General features: G+C 71.8%; 18 protein-coding genes and 1 pseudogene. 11 read left to right on the top strand and 8 right to left on the bottom strand.

The features are described from left to right. Positions 1 to 43: 43 nt before the first annotated feature. From LPA41_RS04075 to LPA41_RS04055, 5 genes are all read left to right on the top strand, one after another. Positions 44 to 706, top strand: coding sequence for a hypothetical protein (locus LPA41_RS04075; RefSeq protein WP_229068416.1), 663 nt, complete (start codon positions 44 to 46; stop codon positions 704 to 706). Then, entirely contained in the window at positions 697 to 996 is a 300-nt protein-coding gene (locus LPA41_RS04070; protein ID WP_229068415.1) for a hypothetical protein, read from the top strand. The genes LPA41_RS04075 and LPA41_RS04070 overlap by 10 nt, the downstream gene beginning before the upstream one ends. A gap of 1,170 nt (positions 997 to 2,166) precedes the next feature. Then, positions 2,167 to 5,523 carry a CARDB domain-containing protein gene (locus tag LPA41_RS04065; RefSeq protein ID WP_229068410.1) on the top strand — a complete coding sequence of 1,119 codons (3,357 nt, stop codon included), beginning with the start codon at positions 2,167 to 2,169 and terminating at the stop codon, positions 5,521 to 5,523. Positions 5,524 to 5,622: 99 nt separating this feature from the next. Beyond that, on the top strand, positions 5,623 to 7,002 hold the full coding sequence (locus LPA41_RS04060; RefSeq protein ID WP_229068409.1) for a S28 family serine protease: 1,380 nt from the start codon (positions 5,623 to 5,625) through the stop codon (positions 7,000 to 7,002). Positions 7,003 to 7,114: 112 nt separating this feature from the next. Beyond that, on the top strand, positions 7,115 to 8,728 hold the full coding sequence (locus LPA41_RS04055) for a polysaccharide lyase family 1 protein (protein ID WP_229068407.1): 1,614 nt from the start codon (positions 7,115 to 7,117) through the stop codon (positions 8,726 to 8,728). Positions 8,729 to 8,900: 172 nt separating this feature from the next. On the opposite strand, the gene LPA41_RS04050 is transcribed toward LPA41_RS04055, so the two are convergent. Next, positions 8,901 to 9,296, bottom strand: coding sequence for a helix-turn-helix domain-containing protein (locus tag LPA41_RS04050; RefSeq protein WP_229068406.1), 396 nt, complete (start codon positions 9,294 to 9,296; stop codon positions 8,901 to 8,903). 127 nt (positions 9,297 to 9,423) lie between these two features. Between LPA41_RS04050 and LPA41_RS04045 the strand changes: the two genes are divergently transcribed. After that, positions 9,424 to 10,329, top strand: a complete 906-nt coding sequence (locus LPA41_RS04045; RefSeq protein ID WP_229068404.1) for an NADP-dependent oxidoreductase — start codon at positions 9,424 to 9,426, stop codon at positions 10,327 to 10,329. Further along, positions 10,307 to 10,903, top strand: a complete 597-nt coding sequence (locus tag LPA41_RS43195) for an N-acetyltransferase family protein (protein ID WP_374238109.1) — start codon at positions 10,307 to 10,309, stop codon at positions 10,901 to 10,903. The genes LPA41_RS04045 and LPA41_RS43195 overlap by 23 nt, the downstream gene beginning before the upstream one ends. A gap of 384 nt (positions 10,904 to 11,287) precedes the next feature. On the opposite strand, the pseudogene LPA41_RS43190 reads toward LPA41_RS43195, so the two are convergent. Beyond that, a pseudogene (locus LPA41_RS43190) lies at positions 11,288 to 11,449 on the bottom strand (TetR/AcrR family transcriptional regulator); the annotation flags it as partial. Beyond that, on the bottom strand, positions 11,446 to 12,453 hold the full coding sequence (locus LPA41_RS04035; protein WP_229068400.1) for an alpha/beta fold hydrolase: 1,008 nt from the start codon (positions 12,451 to 12,453) through the stop codon (positions 11,446 to 11,448). The pseudogene LPA41_RS43190 and the gene LPA41_RS04035, both read right to left, overlap by 4 nt. A 113-nt stretch (positions 12,454 to 12,566) precedes the next feature. Between LPA41_RS04035 and LPA41_RS04030 the strand changes: the two genes are divergently transcribed. Next, positions 12,567 to 14,090, top strand: a complete 1,524-nt coding sequence (locus LPA41_RS04030) for a class I SAM-dependent methyltransferase (protein WP_229068398.1) — start codon at positions 12,567 to 12,569, stop codon at positions 14,088 to 14,090. A gap of 14 nt (positions 14,091 to 14,104) precedes the next feature. Here the strand turns inward: LPA41_RS04030 and LPA41_RS04025 are convergent, their stop codons facing one another. The 3 genes from LPA41_RS04025 to LPA41_RS04015 all read right to left on the bottom strand — a co-directional run bounded on the left by LPA41_RS04025 (position 14,105) and on the right by LPA41_RS04015 (position 20,471). Continuing rightward, positions 14,105 to 15,634 carry an aldehyde dehydrogenase family protein gene (locus tag LPA41_RS04025; protein ID WP_229068396.1) on the bottom strand — a complete coding sequence of 510 codons (1,530 nt, stop codon included), beginning with the start codon at positions 15,632 to 15,634 and terminating at the stop codon, positions 14,105 to 14,107. Between the two features lie 16 nt (positions 15,635 to 15,650). Beyond that, a complete protein-coding gene (locus LPA41_RS04020) occupies positions 15,651 to 16,799 on the bottom strand; it encodes an FAD-binding oxidoreductase (RefSeq protein WP_229068395.1) in 1,149 nt (382 codons plus the stop codon). Positions 16,800 to 16,883: 84 nt separating this feature from the next. Continuing rightward, positions 16,884 to 20,471: an NB-ARC domain-containing protein gene (locus LPA41_RS04015; protein WP_229068394.1), complete on the bottom strand. Its 3,588-nt coding sequence runs from the start codon at positions 20,469 to 20,471 to the stop codon at positions 16,884 to 16,886. Positions 20,472 to 20,687: 216 nt separating this feature from the next. Between LPA41_RS04015 and LPA41_RS04010 the strand changes: the two genes are divergently transcribed. Beyond that, on the top strand, positions 20,688 to 22,037 hold the full coding sequence (locus LPA41_RS04010) for a GGDEF domain-containing protein (RefSeq protein ID WP_229068392.1): 1,350 nt from the start codon (positions 20,688 to 20,690) through the stop codon (positions 22,035 to 22,037). Positions 22,038 to 22,059: 22 nt separating this feature from the next. Here the strand turns inward: LPA41_RS04010 and lexA are convergent, their stop codons facing one another. Beyond that, on the bottom strand, positions 22,060 to 22,707 hold the full coding sequence (gene lexA, locus LPA41_RS04005) for a transcriptional repressor LexA (protein ID WP_229068390.1): 648 nt from the start codon (positions 22,705 to 22,707) through the stop codon (positions 22,060 to 22,062). A gap of 115 nt (positions 22,708 to 22,822) precedes the next feature. After that, positions 22,823 to 23,017, bottom strand: a complete 195-nt coding sequence (locus LPA41_RS04000; RefSeq protein ID WP_229068388.1) for a CsbD family protein — start codon at positions 23,015 to 23,017, stop codon at positions 22,823 to 22,825. A gap of 226 nt (positions 23,018 to 23,243) precedes the next feature. On the opposite strand from LPA41_RS04000, the gene LPA41_RS03995 reads away from it, so the two are divergent. Together LPA41_RS03995 and LPA41_RS03990 are read left to right on the top strand one after the other, a co-directional pair. Then, on the top strand, positions 23,244 to 23,732 hold the full coding sequence (locus LPA41_RS03995) for a hypothetical protein (RefSeq protein ID WP_229068387.1): 489 nt from the start codon (positions 23,244 to 23,246) through the stop codon (positions 23,730 to 23,732). Beyond that, a complete protein-coding gene (locus LPA41_RS03990) occupies positions 23,729 to 24,202 on the top strand; it encodes a hypothetical protein (protein WP_229068385.1) in 474 nt (157 codons plus the stop codon). The genes LPA41_RS03995 and LPA41_RS03990 overlap by 4 nt, the downstream gene beginning before the upstream one ends. Positions 24,203 to 24,230 lie beyond the last annotated feature (28 nt).

Here is a 24,230-nt window from a genome sequence, read left to right as displayed (position 1 = left end):
CCGGACGGGCGTCGATCAGCCGCGCGGGGGTATCAGACCGGCCGTGCGGATGCGTTTTGACGGGTGGATCGCCGGGGTGGGCACGACGAGCGGGACACGGCTGGTGCTGGGGCACTGGCCGGGCTCACCGTTCGGGCCGGTCACCGACGTCATGGTCGAGTACGGCGACGGCCGGCGTGTCCTGCTCGCCCAGACCGAGGAGCTGGGCCGGTTCGTCGCCGACACGTACTCCTTCGAGACGGTGCGGGTGGTCCCGTTCGAGGTGTCCAGGTCCGGTGCGGCATGGTCGGTCACGGCCGGCCCGCTGACCCTGCGCTTCACCACCGGTGGCCGTGGCCTGCTGGGCCGGCTCCTGCACGCGGTGCCGGCACCACTGGCCCGCCGGCTCGGCTGGGTCCGGCTGATCGGCGTGCCGGCCCGCGTGCTGCCGGGTGTCCGCACGCACGGGAGCGCGGGCAACGGCCGGCGCGAGTGGTACGCGGTGCAGGACCTGCATCGGATCACGACGGCCTCGGCGGTCCTCGACGGCGTGAACCTGGGTCCGCTCGCCGCTGTCGACCCGCCCGTCCGGTTCGGCTTCGGCTCGACTCCCCGTACGCCGTCGCTGGTCCGTGTCACCACCACGGTCCAGTTGCCCGGCTCCGGACCGCAGCCCCGCCGCGGCCGGGGTGCCGGCCCTGCCGGATCATCATCGGCATGGCTGTAATGGTGGAGATCCACATCCCGCTGACCGCTGACGGCGAGTGGATCGACGACGTCGGGGACTACCTGATCGACCTGGAGGAGGAGCTCGGCATCGAGGAGTGGGACGACGGCGAGGAGTTCGGCGACGTCTACATCTTCTTCATCGCCGGCGCGAACGAGCGCACCCTGCTCAAGGCCGCGTCCCGGATCGCCGTGCGCGACGGTGTGCCCGGTGGCGCCTTCGCCGTGGTGACGGACACCGGCACGGCCCGGTTCGGCCAGGGACGCCGGGTGAACCTGCCCGTCCGCTGACCCGGATACCCAACGGCACCCGGCCGCACCGAGGATGATCAACATCTCGGCTGCTTGTTTCATCGCTCCAGGACCGCGGCCCCGCCGGGCCGGTGCTGCCCGCCGCGCCGGTGCTGCCCGCCGGACCGATGCCGTGCCGCCCGCCGGGCCCGTGCTGCCCGCCGGGCCGGTGCCGCCCGCCGCGCCGTCGCCGCCCGCCCGGCCCATGCCACCCGCCGCGCCGATGCCACCCGCCTCGCCGTCGCGCCTGCCCGGCGGGTGTTGGCTTCGCAGGCAATACTGCCGACCCGGCTGATGTCGGGCGCTCAGGCAGCATCGGCCGCACGCCACCTGGGTTGCCTTCTGCCGGCTCCGGGGGTGCCCCTGTGGTCTCGTCAAGCAGCAAGCGCGAACTCTTCTGCCCGATTTGCGCTGGTAGAACGTTGCCGAGCATGGGGCGCGGGATGTTGATGCGGCGGAGGGGCGAGGCGAAGGGGTGCGGCGTGGTGCTGCCTGCCCCCGGCCCTCGGCCCTGGTGCTCTGGTGCCACCCCTGGCAAGTGGCTGCGGTCGGCTGCGTTGGGCTCGCGGGGCGGTGTTGATCTGCTAGCGATGCGAAATCGCGGTTTTGACCCCTTGATCACCGCGATTTCGTAGCGCCTGCAGATCAACATCTCGTCAGGGGCGGCGCGTCCGGCGCCACTGGGGCCGAGGCCGGGCCGGGGGCGCGGGCCGGGGCCGGGGGCGCGGGGTTGGTGCGCGGGCGGCATGGTCGGACGGCGATCGAGGTACCGCGAGCGCCGTGGGGCGAGCGCCGCAGGGCGAGCGCCGTGGGGCGAGCGCCGCACGGCGAACGGGGCGGTGGCGCGGCGGGCTGGCGGTGGCGCGGCGGGCTGGCAGTGGCGCGGCGGGCTGGCAGTGGCGCGGTGGGCTGGCGGTGGCGCGGTGGGCTGGCGGTGGCGCGGTGGGCTGGCGGTGGCGCGGTGGGCTGGCGGTGGCGCGTACACGTCGTTGACGAACCAGTGACATATCTGAAACATTGAATGCCCGCTGCCGCAAGAACTTGGCAGCAGCACGAAATTTACCCAACGTGCTCCGCAATATCCCAGCTGTCCAGCGAGTAATCCCCCTCGGCGTGGCAGAAGCGCAGGTCAAGCCACTGTCGCGCCCTCGTGCACAGGACGGACCCCGAATGAGACGCAGCACTCGCCTGATCGGCGCGGCCCTCGCGGCCGCGCTTGTCGTCCTCGGCATGTCCCCGCCGGCCGCCCACGCGGCCGGCGGTCCCAACCTCGCCGCCGGCAAACCCGCCTCGGCCAGCGGCTCCCTCGGCGCCCAGCCCGCCTCCGCCGTCACCGACGGCAACCAGCAGTCGTACTGGGAAAGCCCCAACAACGCCTTCCCGCAGTGGGTGCAGGTCGACCTAGGCAGCGCCGTCGCCGTCGACCAGGTGGTGCTCAAGCTGCCGGCGGCGACCGCGTGGGCCACCCGTACCCAGACGATCGGCGTGCAGGGCAGCACCGGCGGCTCCACGTTCAGCACGCTGTCCGCCTCGGCCGGCCGGGTGTTCGACCCGGCGTCCGGCAACACCGTGACGGTCAACTTCGCGGCGGCGACCGTCCGCCACGTGCGGGTTGCCATCACCGCCAACACGGGCTGGCCGGCCGGTCAGCTCGCCGAACTCGAGGTGTACGGCGTGGCCGGCGGCCCCGTGGACCCCGACCCCGACCCGCCGGCCGGTGCCGACCTGGCCACCGGCAAGCCGGTCGAGGCGTCGTCGGCGGTGCACACCTTCGTCGCCGGCAACGCCAACGACGGCAGCGTCGCCAGTTACTGGGAGTCCGGCGGCTTCCCGTCGACGCTGACCGTGAAGCTCGGCGCGGACGCCGACGTGACCGGGATCGTCGTGAAGCTCAACCCGGACGCCGCGTGGGGTGCGCGTACCCAGAACTTCGCCGTGCAGGGCCGGGCCGGGACCGCCACCGGTTTCACCGACCTCAAGGCCCGCGCCGACCACGCCTTCCACCCGGCGACGAACCGGAACACGGTCACCGTGCCGGTCAGCGGCCGCGCGTCGGACGTACGCCTGCAGTTCTTCGCCAACACCGGCGCACCCGGCGGTCAGGTCGCCGAGGTGCAGGTGCTCGGCTCCTGGGCGCCCGGCCCGGACCTGGTCGTGACCGGCACGACGTGGACGCCGGCCGCGCCCAGCGAGACCTCGGCGATCAGCCTGACCGCCACGGTGCGCAACTCCGGCACCGCCGCCGCGGCAGCCACCAAGGTGGACTTCCGGCTCGGCGGCACCGTCGCCGGCAGCGCGAACGTGCCGGCGCTCGCCGCCGGCGCCTCGGCCACCGTCACGGCGAACGTGGGCACCAAGGCGATGGGCAGCTACACCGTCGCCGCCGTCGTCGACCCGGCGAACACGGTCGCCGAGCAGAACAACGCCAACAACACCTGGACCGCGCCCACGCCGCTGGTCGTGGCGCAGGCGCCGGGTCCGGACCTGCAGGTCACCGCGATTACCACGAACCCGGCGAACCCGGCCTCCGGTGCGGCGGTCGGCTTCACCGTGGCGGTCGCCAACCGGGGTACCAGCGCGGCCGGTGCCAGCACCACCCGGCTCGCCGTCGGCAGCAGCACGCTGACCGGCGCCACCCCGGCGATCGCGGCCGGCGCGACCGCCACGGTCAGCATCGGCGGGACCTGGACCGCGACCAGTGGCGGCGCCACCGCCACCGCGACGGCCGACTCGGCGGGCGCGGTCACCGAGACCAACGAGTCCAACAACACCCTGACCAAGGCGATCGTGGTCGGTCGCGGTGCCGCGGTGCCGTACACCGAGTACGAGGCGGAGGCCGCCCGCTACCAGGGCACCCTGGTGCAGGCCGACCCGCTGCGCACGTTCGGCCACACCAACTTCGGCACCGAGTCGTCCGGCCGGCAGTCGGTGCGGCTCAGCAGCACCGGGCAGTTCGTCGAGTTCACGTCCACGAACCAGGCGAACTCCATCGTGGTGCGCAACTCGATCCCGGACGCCGCGAACGGCGGCGGCCAGGACGCGACGATCAGCCTGTACGTCAACGACGTCTTCCACCGCAAGCTGACCCTGTCGTCGCGCAACAGCTGGCTCTACGGCACCACCGACGACACCGAGTCGCTGTCCAACACGCCCGGCCCGGACGCGCGGCGGCTCTTCGACGAGTCGAACGCGCTGCTCAGCCAGTCGTACCCGGCCGGCACCCGGTTCAAGTTGCAGCGCGACGCCGGCGACACCGCGGCGTTCTACGTCATCGACCTGGTCGACCTGGAGCAGGTCGCGCCGGCCGCGTCACCGCCGGCCGGGTGCACCTCGATCACCCAGTACGGCGCGGTCCCGAACGACGGGCTCGACGACACGGCCGCCATTCAGCGCGCCGTCACCGACGACGAGAACGGCGTGATCTCCTGCGTCTGGATCCCGGCCGGTCAGTGGCGGCAGGAACAGAAGATCCTCTCGCCGGACCCGGCCCGCGGGCAGTGGAACCAGAAGGGCCTGCGCAACGTCGTGATCCGCGGCGCCGGCATGTGGCACACCCGGCTCTACTCCGACACCCAGCCGCACCAGGTCGTCGGCAACATCAACCACCCGCACGAGGGCAACGTCGGCTTCGACATCGACGACAACACTCAGATCTCCGACCTGGCGATCTTCGGCAACACGCAGAACCGGGCCAACCGCGGTCACGCCCTGAACGGGCGGTTCGGTAGGAACACGAAGATCAGCAACCTGTGGATCGAGCACGTCAACGTCGGCGCCTGGGTGGGCCGCGACTACTCCGACACCCCCGCCTACTGGAACCCGGGCGACAACGTCGAGTTCACCGGCATGCGGATCCGCAACACCTTCGCCGACGGGATCAACTTCTCCAACGGTACGAGCAACTCGCGCGTGTTCAACTCGTCGTTCCGGACCACCGGTGACGACGCGCTGGCGATCTGGGCCAACCCGTACGTCAAGGACCAGAACGTCGACATCAACCACAACGACCACTTCCTGAACAACACCATCCAGCTGCCGTGGCGGGCCAACGGCATCGCGATCTACGGCGGGTACGGCAACTCGGCGCAGAACAACCTGGTCTCCGACACCGCCAACTACCCGGGCATCATGCTGGCCACCGACCACAGCCCGCTGCCGTTCTCCGGCACGACGCTGCTGGCCAACAACGGCCTCTACCGCACCGGCGGAGCGTTCTGGAACTCCGACCAGGAATTCGGGGCGATCACGCTCTTCCCGTCCACCAAGGACATCGTCGGCGTCACGATCCGCGACACCGACATCATCGACTCCACCTACGACGGCATCCAGTTCAAGAACGGCGGCGGCAACATGCCGAACGTCGCGATCACCAACGTGAGGATCGACAAGTCGAACAACGGCGCCGGCATCCTGGCGATGAGCGGCGCCCGCGGGAACGCGACCCTGTCGAACGTCACCATCACCAACTCGGCCGACGGCAACATCGTCACCCAGCCGGGCTCGCAGTTCGTCATCAGCGGCAACTGACGCATCGACACGGTTCGTGATCGGCGGTAACCGACCCATCGACGCGGGGGGCCCTTCCGGGGCTCCCCGTGATCGCCGTCCGTCGATATGGTGGCGGACGTGAGAAAACGCATCCTCGCTGTCCTCATGTCCGTGCTGGTGGTGCTCACCCCGGCCACCGCCGCGCATGCCGCCGACGACCCTCTGCTCGACCAGCTGAGGGCGATCCCCGGCCTGACGATCGTCTCCGAGACACCGGGCGCCGGCTACCGGTACTTCGTCATGACGTACCGCCAGCCCGCCGATCACCGGCACCCGAAACAGGGCACCTTCGAGCAGCGGCTCACCCTGCTGCACCGGTCCGCCGACGCGCCGGTCGTGCTCTACACCAACGGGTACGGGCTCCCCGCCACCCCGCGCCCGTCGCAGACCGAGCCGACCGCGCTGCTCGGCGCCAACCAGATCTCGCTGGAGCACCGGTTCTTCACCCCGTCGCGTCCCGCCGACGCCGACTGGTCGGACCTCACCATCTGGCAGGAGGCCACCGACGAGCACCGCGTCGTCACCGCGTTCAAGAGCCTCTACGACACCCGCTGGATCCAGACCGGCGCCAGCAAGGGCGGCATGACCTCGGTCTACCACCGCCGGTTCTACCCGAACGACGTCGACGGCGTGGTCGCCTACGTCGCGCCCGACGACGTGATCAACCCGGCCGACGGCGCGTACGACAAGTTCTTCGACACCGTCAGCACTCCGGAGTGCCGGGCCACCCTGGACGGCCTGCAGCGTGAGGCCCTCGAGCGCCGCGACCGGCTGGTGCCCCGGCTGGCGAGCGAGGCCGCCGCGAACGGCTGGACGTTCGACCGCACCATCGGCACCGCCGACCGCTCGTTCGAGATGACCGTGCTGGACTCGGTGTGGGCGTTCTGGCAGTACAGCACCGAGGCGGACTGCGCGAACGTGCCGGCGCCGGACACCGCGACCGACGAGCAGATCTACGCGTGGGTCGACGCCGTGGCCGGCTGGAGCTTCTACACCGACCAGTCGCTGGAGTACTACTGGCCGTACTACTACCAGGCCGCCGCCCAGCTGGGCTGGCCGAGCCTGCGGTTCGAGCACCTGCGCGGGCTGCGCAACCACCCGGGTCTCTACACCGCGAACTCGTCGCTGCCCAAGGAGCTGCGGCGGGTGCACAACCCCGTACCGATGATCGATGTTGATCTGTGGGTGCGCACCGCCTCGGAGCGGATGCTCTTCATCTACGGCGAGAACGACCCGTGGGGTGCCGAGCGGTTCACGCCGAGCCGCCGCGACTCCGCGCTCTACGTCGCGCCCGGCGCGAACCACGGTGCCAACATCTCCCGGCTGAACCCCGGCGACGCCGCCGCGGCCACCGAGATGCTGCGTCGCTGGGCCGACGCGCCCGCGCCGGTCACCGCCACCAAGGCCGCCGGCATTCCGCTCGACGACATGCTCGGCGACCGCCGCCGGGTGAACTGACCGCACGCCGCCCGTGACGACGGTCACACGTCGTCACGGGCAACCAAAACGGCCCACCGGCCCACCTCTGTTTCGTCTCGACCTCATCCCCAGACGAAACAGGTGACGCCAGATGAAGCGATCAACCGTGCTGCGACTCTCCGCGGTCGCCGGAGTGGCGGCCGTGGGCGGCGCGATCGCCCTCGGCCTGCCCCAGGAGAACGCGTCGGCCGCGACGAACGTGGCCTCCGGCTTCGCGTCCGCGAACGGCGGCACCACCGGCGGTGCGGGCGGCGCGGTCGTCCGGGCCACCACCGGCACCCAGATCCACGCGGCGCTGTGCAACCGGGCCGCCGCCGACACCCCGATCACCATCGAGGTGCAGGGCACGATCAACCACGGCAACACCACCAAGGTCTCCGGGCCGAGTTGCAACACGGCGGCCGGGCTGATCGAGCTCAAGGGCATCAGCAACGTCACGATCGTCGGTGCCGGCAGCGGTGCGACGTTCGACCAGCTGGGCATCCACATCCGGGACTCGCGCAACATCGTCATCCAGAACGTGACGGTGAAGAACGTCAAGAAGTCGGGTTCGCCGCTCTCCAACGGCGGCGACGCCATCAGCATGGAGAGCACGGTCCGCAACGTCTGGGTCGACCACGTCACGCTGGAGGCGTCCGGCGGCGAGTCGGAAGGCTTCGACGGCCTGTTCGACATGAAGGACGACACCCAGTACGTGACGCTGTCCTACAGCATCCTGCGCAACTCCGGCCGCGGCGGCCTGGTCGGTTCCAGCGAGACCGACACCGGCAACAGCTTCATCACGTACCACCACAACAAGTACGAGAACATCGATTCGCGTACGCCGTTGCTGCGTGGCGGGATCGCGCACATGTTCAACAACCACTACCTGAAGCTGAACGAGTCGGGCATCAACTCGCGTGCCGGTGCCAAGGCCAAGGTGGAGAACAACTACTTCGAGGACTCCAAGGACGTGCTCGGCACGTTCTACACCTCGGCCGCCGGGTCCTGGCAGGTCGCCGGCAACGTCCTGGACAACGTGACCTGGTCGGCGCCGGGCTCCGAGAACAAGCCGGCCGGGCCGAACCTGACGTCGACCACCAGCGTCACCGTTCCCTACGCGGCCACTCTGGACAGCGCGAGCTGCGTGCCGGCCATCGTCGCGGCCACGGCCGGCGCCGGCACCGGCCTGAAGGTCTCCGACGGCAAGTGCTCGGTGACCGCCAACCCGACCACGGCTCCCACCGCCGTCCCGACCTCCAGCCCCACCAAGGCGCCGACCAGCGCCCCGACCGCCTCGCCGACGAAGGCGCCGACCAGCGCTCCGGCCGCCACGCCGACCAGCGCACCCACCGCCGCGCCGACCGGCACCAACCTGAGCCTGGCCGCCGGTGCGGACGGCTCCAGCAAGGCGAGCGGCACCAGTTACGGCAACGTGCGCGACGGTAAGACCGGCACCTTCTGGTCGCCGAACGGCGCCACCGGCGAGGTCTCGATCAAGTTCAGCGCCGCCACCAAGGTCTCGAAGATCAACGTCCGGGAGGCGGCGGGCTCGTCGATCGGCGCCTACCAGGTGATCAACGGCGCCACCGGCGCGGTGCTCAAGTCCGGCACCGGGGGCGGCACGATCAGCATCCCGGCGACGTCCCTGACCAAGCTCACCTTCAAGATCACCAGCTCGACGGGTACGCCGAAGATCGCCGAACTGGAGACCTACGCCTCCTGACCCGCATCGGCCGCCGGGCCGGACTCACCTCCGGCCCGGCGTCGTCCGGCCGTCAGTCCCGGACGTGCTCGCATCCTCAGTCCCGGGCGTCCTCGCATCCTCAGTCCCGGGCGTCCTCGCATCCTCAGTCCCGGGCGTCCTCGCCTCGTCAGTCCCGGGCGTCCTCGCCTCGTCAGTCCCGGGTGTCGAACCTGGCGCGGGCCTCGAAGACCCGGTCCATGTGCGCCTCCGCCCACGTCTTGATCGCCGTCATCACCGGCACCAGGTCGCGGCCGAGCGGCGTCAGCTCGTAGTCCACGCGCACCGGCACCGCCGCGGTCACCGTCCGGGTGACCAGCCCGTCGCGCTCCAGCGTGCGCAGCGTCTGCGTCAGCATCTTCTGGCTGACGCCCGCGATCCGGTGGGCCAGCTCGCTGTGCCGCTGCGGCCCACCGGACAGCGCGGCGATCACCAGAGCCGCCCACTTGTCGGTGAGTGTGCTCAGCAGTTCCCGGGTCGGGCAGCCCGCCAGGAACGCGTCGTAGTCGCGTTTAGCCTGGTCACGTCGTTGCTGGGCGGTCATCGTCATGGCGCACTCCCGGTGATCGGTGCCCTAGGCACTTTCAGGTACCTACTTCCTGGCAGTGCCCAGCCTATCTACGGTTGTCGACAGAAGACAGCGAACGGTTGTCGACGACAACGAGAAGGGCACAGCGATGCGCGCAGTTCGATACACCCAGTTCGGCGGCCCGGAAGTCCTGCACGTGGCGACCGACGTGCCGCTGCCGGCACCGGGACCGGGCCAGGTCCGAGTCCGGGTCGCCGCCTCCGTGGTGCACCCGGTCGACCTGATGGTCCGCTCCGGGCGGTTCCCGGCGCCCCTGCCGACCACCCTGCCGTACGTGCCCGGCTGGGACGTCGCCGGCACGGTCGACGAGGTCGGCCCGTCCGTCACCACCCTCGCCCCCGGTGCCGAGGTCCTCGGCTTCTCGCCGTGGCTGCGCACCACCGCCGGCGCGCACGCCGAGTACGTGGTCGTCGACGCCGCGGCGCTGACCGCCGCACCCACCGGCACCCCGGCCACCGAGGCCGCGACCCTGCCCACCAACGGCCTGGCCGCCGCACAGGCCCTCGACCTGCTGGCGCTGCCGGCCGGCTCGTCCGTGCTGGTCAGCGGGGCGGCCGGGCAGGTCGGCGGGTTCCTGCTCGCCCTGGCCCGGGCCGCCGGCCTGCGCGCCACCGGCATCGCGGGGGACGACGACCGCGCGTTCGTCGAGTCGCTGGGCGCCACGTTCGTCCCGCGCGGCGGCACGGTGCCCGGCGGGTTCGACGCCGTCGTCGACCTGGCGGTCATCGGCGAGTCCCTGCTGGACGCGGTCCGCGACGGCGGCGGCTTCGTGGCCGCCTCGCCGCCGCTGCGCCCCGAGCCGGTGCGCGGCATCCGCACCCTCGCGCTGGAGGTCGAGCCGGACGGCGCCCGGCTGGCCGACCTGGTGAAGCTGGTCGACAGCGGCGACCTGCCGCTCCGGGTGGCCGCGGTGTACTCCTTCGCCGAGGCGGCCGCCGCCCACGAGCGGCTCGCGGCCGGCGGCGTACGCGGTGGTGTGGTGCTCGTGCCCTGAAAACACCCTCTGGGCAGTCGATCTTCGCCCATCTAGGCTGGCAGGCGTGCCGAGCTCATCGTTGACTGCCGTTGTCCGCCACGCCGTCGAAGCCGATGCGACCGAGATCGCCCGGATTTGTTCCACGGCCTACCGGAACGCCTACCGAGACCTCCTCCCGCCGGAGTACATCGAGCGCAGCGTCAGCGCCTTCTACAACGAGCCGCGGGTGGCCCGGGAGATCGAACCGGTGCTGCCGGACTGGTTCGGCTACCAGGTCGTCGAGGAGGACGGCCGGGTGCTCGGCGCGGCGGGCGGCGGCATGGCCGGCCCGGACGCCGGCGAGGTGTCACTGATCTACCTCGAGTCGGCCGAGCGCGGCCGGGGCCTCGGCACGCTGCTGCTGGACCGGGTGACCGACCAGATCCGGGCGGCCGGCGGCACGGAGATGTGGGTCTCCGTCTTCCTCGGCGACCGCAACGGCATCGGTTTCTACCGGTCCCGGGGTTTCGAGCCGGTCTCCACCGTGCGGGCGGCGATGTCCCGGGTCGACGACCACATCAGCAGCCTGCGGATGCGCCGCCCGATCGCCTGACAACGGGAGCAGCCTGATCAGTGCCTCGGCCCCGGCGGGCAGGTCGAAGTCGGGGTCGTTCAGGAACTCCGTCACCAGGCCGTCGAGCGCCCCGCCGATGATCAGTGCCAGCGTCTTGGCGTCCACCGGCCAGCCTGCCGTCTCGATGAGGCCGGCCAGGGCCTGCCATCGCGCCGGCGACGACCGGTCAGGCACCCCGCCGTCGCCGAGCGCCTCGACGATCATGCGGACGTGGTCGGGATGCCGGGCCAGGTGGCCGGCCATGCCCCGGATGTAGGCGGCCACCTGCCCCGCACCCCCGCCTCCCGCGTCCGCGGCTGCGTCCACCAGCGCACCCACATGGCCGGTCAACGCGCCGATGACCTGGTCGTAGGCGGCCCGGACGAGCGCGTCCTTCGACGAGAAGTGGTAGAGCACCGCGGCCTTGGTGACTCCGGCCGCGTCGGCGATCCGCTGGAGGGAGCAGCCCGCGTACCCGTGCTCGGCGATCAACCCGATGGTCAGCCCGATCAGCTGTGCCCGCCGCGCCTCGACGGTGAAGGTCACCGGCCGGTCCTCTCCAGGAAGGCGGCGATGTCGGCGGCGATCCGGTCCGGTTGCTCGCCGTTGACGGCGTGGGAGGCGCCCGGGTAGGTCAGCACGGTAGCCGCGGGCAGGGTCGAACCGGCCTTGCGCGCGGCCACCGCGGCGTCGTGCATGATGGAGTCGCCGGCCAGGATCACCAGCGAGGGTACGGTGACGGAGCGCAACTGGTCGTCGGTGAACTGCTGCGGGGCGGGCAGTTTCATGGCGTAGTGACGCATGCCTGATTCGATCATGTCGGCCACGGGGGAGTCGTCCACCGGCGCGCCGCCGGCGGTCCAGCTGTTGAAGCTGTCGCGCCAGCTTCGTGGCAGCCACCGCACCGAGGCGGGCAGCGATCTGACGACGACCTCGAACGGGATGCCGGTGAACGTGCACGCCGGGTCGATCAGGATCAGGCCGGCCACCGCGGCGGACTGCCGGACGGCCAGGTTGGTGGCGGTCCAGCCGCCGATGGAGAGTCCGACCAGGTGTACCCGCGGGTCCGGCAGCGCTTCGAGCACTTCGTGCAGCCAGGCCGCCTGATCCGCGTGGTCCCGGATGGGGCGGTTCTGGACGGAACGGCCCGGTTCGCCGAGCAGGTCCAGGAGGTAGACGTCCCGCAGCCGCAGCAGGGACGGCAGGTTGTCGGCCCACACGGGCGCGCCGGAGGCGGTGCCGGGCAGCAGGAGCAGTGGCGGGCCCGTGCTGCCGCCGCCGGTCCCGGGCTTGGTTGCGGTGTAGCGGTAGGCGCGCACGATGCCGTATCCGGTGCGGACGTCCAGGGTGTCCGCGGGTCGGCCCATCGCGGCGAAGGCCTTCTGGTACGCGCCGACGTAGTGATCGCGGCCTTCCGCGCTGGTGAAGTGCCCGACCGGTGAGGTGTCCCGCAGCAGGAGCCAGCCGGCGACCGGCAGCGCGAGGACGAGGGTCACGACGATCGGCCAGCGGCGGCGGCGGGTGACAGCAGGAGTGACGGGAGCAGTCATCGATCCTCCAGGTGATCGAGTGTGACTTACCGCATGGTTAGTAGTCTAACCACGCGGTAAGTGAGCAGCCACCCGTCCGGGCCTGGTGCCGTGCCTGGTTAAGATCACCGGCCATGCCGCCGACCCCGCGATACGTGCTGTTCCCCGGTCGTCATCACCTGCTGACCCAGTTCCAGGCCGACTACCTGCAGCGGCTCGCCGACGAGGGCGCCGGGACGATCGTGTGGGCCGTCACCTCGGCCAACCACGAGAACACCAAGCGCAACCCGGTGCCGTACCACCGCCGCGAGGCCGCCATCGAACGGTTCAGCGTGCTCACCGGTCTGTGCTCGGTCGTGGTGCCGGTCTTCGACACCGCGCCGACCGATCGGTTCGCCCAGGTCACGCTCAAGACCGTGATGGTCGTGTCCGGCCTCGGCCTGACACCGGAGAACACCCTCGTCGCGTGCTCCACGCCGCAGGTCGCCGCCCTGTACGCGGAGCTCGGCTTCGGCATCGCGCCGGTCGAGGCCGACCCGGAACTGCCGGCCGTGCCGGAGCGCCCGTGGGACGTGCTGCTGCGGCTGGCGGCCGGTGACGAGTCGTGGCGCAAGCTGGCCCACCCGGCGACCGCCGACGTCTTCGACCGCTACCAGCTCACCGACGTGGTCCGGACGGTCGTCAACGACCCGGTCGTCGGCGACGAGGGCGGGCTCACGGCGACCCGCGACTACCGCACCTACGTGGACGCCTTCGCCGCCGCCGCCGAGCGCAAATGGTCGGCGGTGCGCCGCTACGTGCAGCCCGGCCGGATCGTCGACATCGGCTGCGGCGCCGGCGCGGTCCTGGAACTGGCCGACCGCGACGACGCCCTGCACGAGAGCGACCTGATCGGTGTCGAGGTCGCCCGGCACCTCTACCAGGAGTGCGTGCACAAGAAGGCGCAGGGCTTCTTCCGCAACGCCAACGTCTATTTCTACCAGCGCAACGTGCTCGGCGGCGCGGTGCTGCCGGACCGCTCGGTCGACACCACGCTGACCTTCGCGCTCACACACGAGATCTGGTCGTACGGCGCGCGCCGCGACTCCCTGCTGGCCTTCGCCCGCCGCATCCACGACCACACCGTCCCCAGCGGCGTCTGGATCAACAGCGACGTCTGCGGCCCGGCCGAACCGCACCGCCAGGTCGTGCTGACCCTGCGCGACGACGATGGCGCGAACCCGGCCGAGCCCCGGAAGGACCTGGCCGAACTCACCTCGGCCGAGGTGACCGCCCACGTGGGCGCGCTGTCCACCCGGGCCCGCCTCGACCAGTTCGCCGTCGACTTCGCCTTCCCGTTCACGTTCACCCCGGTGGACGCCACCGCCGTACGGATCGAACTCGGCCAGGCCATGGACTTCCTGACCCGCAAGGACTACACCGACAACTGGCTGTCCGAGACGCGGGAACAGTTCTGCGGGCTCGCCTTCGACGACTGGGTGACCCTGCTGGCCGAGGCCGGCTTCGACCTCGACCCGGCCTCCCACCCGCTGCGCAACGACTGGGTGATCGACAACCGGATAGCGCCCACCGCGTCCCTCGCCGACGACCACGGCACGCCGCTGCCCTGGCCGACCACGCACGCCGTCCTGGTCGCCCGGCGCCCCCACCACAGCTGACGCCGCAAGCGAGCTCAGATGTCGAACTCGACGCCCTGCGCCAGCGGCAGCTCACCGGAATAGTTGATCGTGTTGGTGGCCCGGCGCATGTAGGCGCGCCACGCGTCGGAACCGGACTCGCGCCCGCCGCCGGTCTCCTTCTCCCCGCCGAACGCGCCGCCGATCTCGGCGCCGGACGTGCCGATGTTGACGTTGACGATGCCGCAGTCGGATCCGTCGGCGGCGAGGAACCGTTCGGCCTCGGCCTGGTCGCGTGTGAAGATGCTGGAGGACAGGCCCTGCGGCACGTCGTTGTTCAACCTGATCGCCTCGCCCAGGTCCCGGTAGGGGAGCAGGTAGAGGATCGGGGCGAACGTCTCCTGCCGCACGATGTCGGTCTGCTCGCGCATCCGGACCAGGGCGGGTTCGACGTAGAACGCGTCCGGCGCCTGCTCCGCGAGGCGGCGCGCCCCGCCGGCGACGACCCGGCCGCCCTGCTGCCGCGCCGCGAGCAGGGCATCCTGCATCGACTTGTACGCGGCATCGGAGATCAGTGGCCCGACCAGCGTGCCGGAGTCCAGTGGCGAGCCGATCGGCAGCGACCGGTAGGCGGCCGCGACCCGCTCCGCGACCTCGTCGATCACGCTCTCGTGGGCGATCACCCGGCGCAGCGTGGTGCAGCGCTGCCCGGCCGTGCCCGCCGCGGCGAACACGATGCCCCGTGTCGCCAGGTCCAGGTCGGCGGAGGGGGTCACCACGGCGGCGTTGTTGCCGCCCAGTTCGAGCAGCGAACGGCCGAACCGGTCGGCCACCCGCGGACCCACGGCACGGCCCATCCGGGTCGACCCGGTGGCGCTCAGCAACGCCACCCCGCGTGCGTCGACGAGCGTCTCGCCCAGGTCGGCGCCGCCGATCAGGACCTGGCTCAGGGCCGGCGGCGCACCCGTCTCGGCGATGGCCCGGTCCAGCAGGGCCGCCGACGCGAGCGCGGAGAGCGGGGCCCGCTCGGACGGTTTCCACACCACCGGGTCGCCGCAGACCAGCGCGATCGCGGTGTTCCACGACCAGACCGCGACCGGGAAGTTGAACGCGCTGATCACCCCGACCACGCCGAGCGGATGCCACGTCTCGGCGAGACGGTGACCGGGCCGTTCCGAGCTGATCGTGCGCCCGTAGAGCTGCCGGGACAGCCCGACCGCGAACTCGCAGATGTCGATCATCTCCTGGACCTCGCCCAGCGCCTCCGAGGTGACCTTCCCGACCTCCAGGCCGACGAGCGTCCCCAGGTCCTCCTTGTGGTCCCGCAGCAGCTCACCGAAGCGACGCACCAGAGCACCGCGCACCGGCGCCGGCACCGTGCGCCACACCCGGAACGCCGCACCCGCGCGATCGACCGCGGCCTCCGCGTCGCTGCGGGAATGCAGCCGTACGGAGATCAGCGGCGCCCCGTTGACCGGCGAGACCACCGGCCGGTCCCCGGAGATCCGGTCCAGGTCCACCCCGCATTGTTCGGCGGCGTCCCGGGCCCGGCGGCGGAGTTCCTCGGCTGTCGGCAGACTCGTCACACGTAACTCCCCAGGGTCAGACGATGTTCAGTTCCGGACGGACGGCAGCTTCCGCGAACCGGTCCGCGCTCAGGCCGGTGACGTCGGCGAACGGCGTACGCCGCAGATAGAGGTCGCGCATCACCTCGCCGACCGCCGGTCCCATCAGGAACCCGTGCCCGGAGAACCCGGTCGCGTAGAGAAAGCCGCCGGACCGGCCGATCAGCGCGTTGTGGTCGGGCGTCATCTCGTAGAGCCCGGCCCAGCCGCCCGCGACACCCACCTCGGCCAGGGCCGGGGCCCGCCGCTCGACAGCCTCGCCGAGCCGGGGCAGCCACGCGTCGGAACGGTCCGTCCGGAAGCCCGGCGTCTCGTCCGGATCGGACATCCCCAGCAGGACGCCACGGCCCTCGCCGTGGAAGTAGAAGGTGGTGCCGAAATCGATGGTGAACGGCGTGTCCGGGTCGAGGCCGGCGACCGGTCCGGTGGTCAGGATTTGCCGGCGCAACGGGGTCACCGGCAGGTCCACGCCGGCCCACGCACCCACCTCGGCGGACCAGGCCCCGGCCGCGCAGACGACGGTGCTGGTGCGGATCGTGACGGCCTCCGTGCGTACCCCCGTGATCTCTTGATCTCGCATCTCCAGGCCGGTGGCGGCGCAGTGCGGGACCAGGGTGGCACCGAACCGGCGCGCCGCGGTGGCGTAACCCAGCACCACCGACTCCGGCGTGCAATGGCCGTCGGTCGGCGAGAAGACCGCGGCGAGCAGCCCGTCCGTGCGGATCAGCGGCGACAACCGCCGCGCGTCGGCGACACCGATCATGCGGGACGGGATGCCGAGATCGTTCTGCCGGGCCACGTTCGCCTCGAACGCGGCCACGTCCGCCGGATCGTCGAGCAGGAACAGGTAACCCACCCGGCGGAAGTCGATCTCCTGCCCGAAGCGGCGCGGAAAATCGGCGAACGTCTCCAGGCTGCGCGCGCCGAGCGCGATGTTGACCGGGTCGGAGAACTGGGCGCGCACCCCACCGGCAGCCTTGCAGGTGGACCCGGAACCCAGCGAGCCCCGGTCGAGCAGAACAACGTCACGCACCCCGGCGCGGGCCAGGTGGTAGGCGGTGCTGAGACCCATCACGCCACCACCGATGATCACGACGGAGGCGGACGGCGGGGGAGAGGCGGGCATCCACGGTCCTCCTGCTGGTGCTCTGCCCCGATCCTGGTGCGCGGCGGCGAGGAGCACCAGCGGCCTTTCGGCAACTGCGGAAGATCACGCTTCCGGCTGGCCCGAACCGATCTCCGGGTCTAGCGTGAGAGCCCTGTGACCTCCACCGGTACGGAGGTCGAAGAGGTAGAGGCCCCCGTCGCCCGCGGCCACGATGCCACTGCCGTCGGGAAGCCAGCAGCAGTCCCGGAGTCGCCCGTCCACCCGCATCATGGCGACCGGCCGGCCGGTCGCGACGTCCCAGACGCGCAGGGTGCGGTCGTTGCTGGCGGATGCGAGGCGGAAGCCGTCGGGGGACGCCGCCACCGCCGTTGCCGAGTCCTCGTGGCCGACGAGGGTCGTCCGGATCTGTCCCGTGGTCGCGTCCCGGACGTGCACCCGCCCGCTGAGATCGGCGGAGGCGAGCCAGGTGCCGTCCGCCGCGACCGTCACGCTGCTGACCACATGGTCGTGCCCGGTCAGGGTAAGGCGGAGGGCTCCCGTGCCGACGTCCCAGACCCGGACGGTCTTGTCCCAGCCTCCGCAGACGAGCCAGGTGCCGTCGGGCGCCGTCGCCACAGTTTCGACGCTCGCGGTGTGCCGGAGGACAACGCGAAGGCCGCCGGTGGGGCTGTCCCAGATCCGTACGGTTCCGTCACGTCCGGCAGTGGCGAGCCAGGTGCCGTCGGGCGCGACCGCCACTGCCTCGACGACGCCGGTATGTCCTTCCAGGGTTTTGAGGAGGTTTCCGGTGGAAGGATCCCAGAGGTGTGCTGCATTGTCGTCACCAGCGGTGACGACCCAGGTCTCGTCCGGCGCGATGGCCAAGGCCCGGGTCCAGCTGTCGTGGTCGGCGACGACACCCTGAGTACGCCCGCCGGGGTCGCGAGTTCGGATTCGCCAGCCGTCGGAGACGTAGGCCAGCCAGGTGCCGTCGCGGGAGATCGCCACGGCTGACGCCTCCTCGGTGCGAGCGGTGTGCGCCTTCCGGGCATCGCTCTCCCAGATCCGCACCGTTCCATCCTCACCGGCGGAGACCAGCCACGTGCCGTCCGGCGCGACGGCGATCGCCTCCACCCGGCCGGTGTGCCCGGTCAGGGTGGCGCGCGGAGCCCCGGTAGTGGTGTCCCAGATCCGGAGCGTCCCGTCGTGGCTCGCGGAGACGAGCCAGCTGCCGTCGGGAGCCGACGCCAGACTCGCCACGCGATGCGAGTGTCCGGTCAGAGTGGCCCGAACCCGGCCCGTGGGCATGTCGTAGAGCTGAATGGCCCGTTCCGAGTTGCTGGCGGCGACCCAGGTGCCGTCCCCGCTCACCGCCAGCGCGTTCACCGCGCGTCGGTGACCGGAGATGGTGGACACCACCCGCCCGTCGGCGGCATCCCACACCCGCACGATTCGATCACTGCCGCCCGAAGCCAGCCAGGTGCCGTCAGGCGCCACGACCACCGCCTCGACTGCGCCGGTGTGCTCGTCGAGAGTGAGGTGCGATTCCCCGGACATCCCCGCCAGATCCCAGATCTGGACCGCTCCGTCGTGGCCGGCGGAGACGAGCCGACCGCCATCGGGAGTGATCGCCAGGGTGAACACGCCACCGGCGTGCCCGATCAACGTGGTGACGACCTCGGCGGTGGTGACGTCCCAGATCCGGATCTTGCCGTTGTTGCCGCCGGTGGCCAGCCAGGCGCCGTCCGGTGCCAACGCGAGAGCGGTGATCCAGCCGTCCTCGCCGCGCAGCGTCGCGATTCGCCGGCCGGTGACGACCTCCCAGATCCGCACGTCGTGGTAGTGGCTGCATGCGATCCACTCGCCGTCCGGCGACACCACCACCGCGTGCGTCGCATTGGTGGCGCCGGGGAGGATGCGGCGGATGGCCGGGTTCGGCATGTCCGGCAGGGGCCACCGGTTGACCAGGATCGGGCGCTCCGTGGCGTCCTGCATGGCGGCCGCCTGCTCGCGCCACAGCGGTTCCTCCTGCAACCGGCTCAGCAGCACGTCCACCACGAAGTGCGGCGGGTCGGTCGGCGCGAGCAGGTGCGCGGCCCGGGTCAGGCCGGCCACCAGCGCGGCTGCCTCGGGCAGGCCGGTGGTGAGCAGGTCGCGGATCGGGGCCGCCGGCCCGTACCCCCGCAGGCGCGCCGCCACCCACCGCAGGTCCCGCGCCGCGGCGAGCGCCTCGTCCGCGCGGCCCGCGTCGCACAGGTGCGTGATCAGGTGTTCCCACAGGTAGCGCTCGTCCTCGCCGAGCTGCCACCACGCGGTGACCCGGCCGGCCACCGCGTCGGCGAGCGCGCCGTTGAGTTCGGTGATCCGGTCGCCGAGTTCTTCGCGCAGGAAGGCGCGCACCACGTCGTGCAGCGTCACCGTCCCGTCGCGCTTGACCGAGATCAGCGACAGGTCCGCCAGTCGCCGGCACAACCGGCGGGACTCGCTCAGGTCGAGGCCGGCCGTGCGCTGCCAGAGCTCGGCGACCAGCGTGACCGGCACGGTCTCGTCCTCGACGAAGACGCCCAGCTCCGCGAGACGAGCCGGCTCACCGCCCCCGCCGACGCCGCTGCCGCCCCCGCCCACGACGCCGCTGCCGCCCCCGCCCACGACGCCGCTGCCGCCCCCGCGCCCGCCATCGGCGACGTCGTTGCTCAGCAAGCGTGTGCTGGCCTCGATCGTCGCGCGGACCAGGCGGGCCCGCAGCCGCGGCACGTCGAGATCGTTCTCGGTCACCGGGCGGTCGTCGGCGGCACCCGGACCGCGGGCGGCCAGCAGGGCTACCCAGGCGCCGGCGGCCTGGCCGGCGTCCGCGCCGGTGCTCACCTCGTCGGCCAGCGCCCGGTTGATCAGGCGCAACAGCAGCGGCCAGCGGCCGGTGACCGCCAGGAGCTGTTCCGTGATGCCCGGGGGCATCGGCGGAAGTTCCCAGGTCAAGACCGCCCGCGCCTGGTCCGGTGACATCTGGTCCACCGGCACCAGCACGGCGTCGTGCGCGTCGGACAGGGTCGCCGGGATCCGGGTCGTCACCAGCCGCACGCAGCGCCGGCCGCCGACCAGGAAGGGGGCGACCTGATCGGCCTCCCACACGTCATCGATGACCAGGAGCAGTCGCGGTCGCTCGTCGAGCAGCCGGCTCAGGTGCGCGCCGGCGAGGTCGGGGTCGGTGAGGTCGGGCCGGTCACCGGTGATCAGGTGGATGACGTCGCCGACCTTCGCCGCGATCGCGGCCGCCCCGCGGACGTCCCGGCCCATCGTGATCTGGTAGATCCGGCCCTTGAACCGTCTGCGCACCCGCTTGTCCGCACACACCACGCGGGCCAGCGTGGTCTTGCCGAACCCGCCCGCGCCCTGCAACGCGGTGGTGATGCCGACCGCGCGGCCGGGCCGCCGGCGCAGCGCCCGCACCACCCGGTGCACCTCGTCCGGCCGGTCGATCACCCAGCCGGGTGGCGGGTCCACGGCCGGTGCCGGCGGGTCGGCGCGATGCCCGGCCGGGCGCCCGGTCCACCACACCGCGACGGCCGTGAGAACGGCCAGCACGGCGGTCAGGATCCCGGCGGCCTGGAACGGGTACGCCCGGATCAGGTCGAGCACGCCCGGCCAGCGTTCCTTGCCGGTCGCCGCGTTGATCGCCGCGGCGGCCAGCTGGGTGACCGCGACAGTCAGCACGCCTAGCCAGATCATCCACCGTGACGGCGGCGCACCCCGATCCCCGGACACGCCGAAACCCTGCCATCCACGATCGGTACGGCGCCAGAGTCCTATCGGGTCGGATGTGCCGCCCTGTCCGGTTCGGCGACCTCTCCCACGTGCTCGCGGTCCCATCGCGCCAAGTAACTTCCTGATCGCCTCAAGTAAACGTGTGCCGCGCCGATGAGGCCCGAGATGCGCGCAATCCTTCTGCTCGGTGCGGCCGTCGCCATGATCGTTCACGCGGTCGCCGGCACGGCCCGTCCGGTCGCGCAGCTGCTGATCGTCGCGGCACCGCTTGTGTCGTTCGGCTACGCGCTGGCCACCCGGCGCCTGCCCCGCCAGCGGCCCTGGCTGCTCGCGATGGGCGGCCTCGTTCTGCTCGTCGTCGGCCAGCTCAGCTGGCCCGACCAGCTCTCCGGCGGCCACCTCGGCAAGGCCGAAGGGTCCGCCGCCGATTTCACCCTGTTCGCGGCGCACGGCCTCTTCCTGATGGGTACGGCCATCGCGTTGCGCCGCCGCCTGGCCGCCGACGCCGGTGGCCTGATCGACGCGGCTGTGCTCGGGCTCTGCGCCGGTGGCCCGGTGTGGGTGTGGGCCGTCGAACCGCACCTGACCGAGGCCGCCACGTCCACCGGCGAGATGCTGCTGATGGTCGACGTCTTCGCGATCTGCGGCGTCATCGGCTGCCTGATCCGGATGGCCGCGGCCCGCGCGCCGGGCCGGGCCACGATGACCTATCTGGCGGCGACCGCGGTGTTCACGCTGGCGGCGCTCACCGCCGGCTGGTCGACGTCGCTGCTGCTGGCCTTCGTGACGATCGCGGCCGTACCCCTGCAACGCGACGTGGCCGCGGTGACCGAGCCGCAGCCGGTCGGCGAACCGTCCCGGCGCAGCGGCGCCCACCTGGTCTGGCTGGCGGCCGCGCTCGGTGCGAACCCACTGCTCACCGTGGTGCAGATCCTGCGCGGCAGCAGCGCGGCCACCCTGATGCTCGCGGTCGGCACCCTGCTGGTCATCCCGCTGGTGCTGCTGCGCTTCCACCGCCTCACCACCCAGCGCGAACAGGCCGAACGCACCCTGGCACACCAGGCGTCCCACGACGAGCTGACCGGCCTGCGCAACCGCCGCCACATGATGGCCGAGATCGACCGCGCCCTGGCCGGACCGGACGGCGTGACGGTTCTGCTCTGCGACCTCGACGGCTTCAAGCCCATCAACGACCGGTACGGCCACCAGACCGGCGACGAAGCCCTCCGGGTCGTCGCCGCCCGCCTCACCGCGGTGGTCCGCCCCGGCGACGTGGTCGGCCGTCTCGGCGGCGACGAGTTCCTGATCGTCACGCACGGTCCCGAACCCGCCGGCCTGGCCGACCGCATCCGCGAGTCGCTGCGCAGCCCGATGGCCCTGACCGCCGGGTCCGTCACCGTGGGCGTCACCGTGGGCACCGCGAGCGCACCCCCGGCCGCCGGCCTGAGCCGGGAGGACCTGGTGGCCAGGGCCGACGCCGCGATGTACGCGGGCAAACCCGCCCGAGCCGCCTGACCGGCCGTCCCCGGCGTCAGGCCTACACGCGTCGGAGGACGGAGACGACCTTGCCGAGGATCACGGCCCGGTCGCCGTCGATCACGTCGTAGGCCGGGTTGCGGGGCTCCAGCAGCACGTGCCCGCGGGTGCGCCGGAAGACCTTCACCGTGGCCTCCTCGTCGATCATCGCGGCCACGATGTCACCGTTGTACGCGTCCGGCTGCTGCCGCACCACCACGATGTCGCCGTCGCAGATCGCCGCGTCGATCATCGAGTCGCCCTGGACCCGCAGGCTGAACAGGGTGCCCCGGCCGACCAGGTCGCGGGGCAGGTTCAGCACCTCCTCGGACGCCTCCTCGGCCAGGATCGGGGCGCCCGCCGCGATCGTCCCGACCAGGGGTACGCCCACGGTCGCCTCGTCGGCCGGCCGGCGCTGCTCCGGGACCAGGAACATCCGCACGTCGACCGGGCGGGTCATGGACGAGCTGCGGCGCAGGAAGCCGTACTCCTCGAGCAGCCGCAGATGCCGGCCCACGGTGGACGGCGACAACCGGACGGCTTCGCCGAGTTCGCGGGTGGACGGTGGATAGCCGTACCGCACCGCCCAGTCCTGAATGACCGTCAAGATCTTGCGTTGCCGCTCGCTGAGCAGGGAGGTGTCGGGTTGCACCCGCTGATCTTGCCGCATCGCCCGGCGCCCGCCCCCGGCGGCTCGCGGCAGACCCCCGATCGGGTCCGCCGCCGAACGCGAAACGGCCACCCCGGAAGAACCGGGGTGGCCGTCGCGCATCGGGGCGTACGGATCAGGACTTGAAGGCGTCCTTGATCTTCTTGCCGGCGTCCTTGACGCTCTCGCCGGCCTGCTTGAGGTGCGATTCGCTCTGGTCGGCACGGCCCTCGGCCTCGAGGCGCTCGTTGTCGGTCGCCCGGCCCACGCCTTCCTTGACCTTGCCGCCGACTTCCTCGGCCTTGTTGTCGACCTTGTCATCGAATGCCATGGGAAGCACCTCCGCTATGTGTGTACGCCCTACCGGTACCCGGCTCACCCCGAATTCATGCGCCTCTCGAACACGTCACGCTGCTCGACCACGTATGTGGCATCCCCCAGGTACTGCCGATGGTGCCCGGCGGCGAGGTGCCCGGCGAAGGCGGCTCGTCGAGCAGCACCCCGACCCGGTTGCTGCCGATCTCGTCGACGCCGCCGTCGAAGCCCTGTCTGCCTTCGTGCCCGACGACCGCGAGCAGGCCGCAGAACTCCTTTTCAGCTGGAAGCGCCGCGACGAGTTGACCGCTGAGACGTCCGCCGAGATCCTTCGCAGGATCTTCCCCGAGGAGCAGGCCGCCGAGTCGCCGGCCGATCGGTCGGTCGACGCGACCGCCGAGCGGTGGCAGCGGGAGCACCGCGAGCGGCTGGCCCGCATCGAGCGTGCGGACTGCCCGGAGTGGTGCACGATCGATCACGCCGAGGACGACGAGCGTGACGACCTGGTCCTGCACCAGGCCGACGACCACACCGACGGGACGATCCGCCGGCTGCTCGCCGCGGACACCTTGGACATCAGGATCGCCCGGACCGACAGCCTGACCGAGGGCGGCACCGGTGAGGCCACGGTGATGGTCCACGTGGACGTGGAGCTGAGGACCTGGGAGCAGGCGGCCGAGCTGGCGCGCGCCATCCTGGACGGCTTCGGCTACCTCGAGGCCCGGTCGTGAGCACGGACCGGCGACCGCAGCTTGTGCCGCCGCCGGGGCACCGCGTCGTCCTGGTGATCCCGCGCGCCGACCGGGGCCCGGATCGGGCGATGAACAACGCGCTCAACGAGATCGGGCGTCGCGGCTGGACCCTCGTCGCGGTGGTCGACCCGGCCGAGCACCGCAAGGCGCTCAGGATGGTCGTCGACGACATGGCGGACGTCGTGCTCGCCACCCGGCCGGAGCACATGCCGTCTCTGCGGTTCGCTCACCACCTGGGCGGCGATCGCCGCAGTTCAGCCGCCCGGCCGGCGAGTTCGGTCCGTCCGCAGCAGGCCGCCGAGGTGGTGTCTACCGTGGCGGACGCGTTGCCCATGCGCAGCCCAGATCTGTCCGCTCCACGGCGCGAGCGCCGACCGCAGCAGGTCGAGCGCACCGGTTCCGGAGATTCGCGGCAGCGCCGGAGCCAGGTCATCCGTCGCACCGCCTGACTCGGCCACGCGCGGCCCGGATTCCGCA

The sequence above is a fragment of the Actinoplanes sp. DH11 genome (assembly GCF_020873875.1).
Lineage (GTDB): Bacteria > Actinomycetota > Actinomycetes > Mycobacteriales > Micromonosporaceae > Actinoplanes.
The sequence above is the reverse complement of the archived record's forward strand: the minus strand, read 5'-3'. Positions and strand labels throughout refer to the sequence as shown.

Coding starts and splice junctions, on each gene's coding strand:
- LPA41_RS04055 (WP_229068407.1), top strand. CDS start 7,115: ATGAAGCGATCAACCGTGCTGCGACTCTCCGCGGTCGCCGGAGTGGCG.
- LPA41_RS04010 (WP_229068392.1), top strand. CDS start 20,688: ATGCGCGCAATCCTTCTGCTCGGTGCGGCCGTCGCCATGATCGTTCAC.
- LPA41_RS04045 (WP_229068404.1), top strand. CDS start 9,424: ATGCGCGCAGTTCGATACACCCAGTTCGGCGGCCCGGAAGTCCTGCAC.
- LPA41_RS04050 (WP_229068406.1), bottom strand. CDS start 9,296: ATGACGATGACCGCCCAGCAACGACGTGACCAGGCTAAACGCGACTAC.
- LPA41_RS04020 (WP_229068395.1), bottom strand. CDS start 16,799: ATGCCCGCCTCTCCCCCGCCGTCCGCCTCCGTCGTGATCATCGGTGGT.
- lexA (WP_229068390.1), bottom strand. CDS start 22,707: ATGCGGCAAGATCAGCGGGTGCAACCCGACACCTCCCTGCTCAGCGAG.
- LPA41_RS04070 (WP_229068415.1), top strand. CDS start 697: ATGGCTGTAATGGTGGAGATCCACATCCCGCTGACCGCTGACGGCGAG.
- LPA41_RS04000 (WP_229068388.1), bottom strand. CDS start 23,017: ATGGCATTCGATGACAAGGTCGACAACAAGGCCGAGGAAGTCGGCGGC.
- LPA41_RS04030 (WP_229068398.1), top strand. CDS start 12,567: ATGCCGCCGACCCCGCGATACGTGCTGTTCCCCGGTCGTCATCACCTG.
- LPA41_RS04035 (WP_229068400.1), bottom strand. CDS start 12,453: ATGACTGCTCCCGTCACTCCTGCTGTCACCCGCCGCCGCCGCTGGCCG.
- LPA41_RS04065 (WP_229068410.1), top strand. CDS start 2,167: ATGAGACGCAGCACTCGCCTGATCGGCGCGGCCCTCGCGGCCGCGCTT.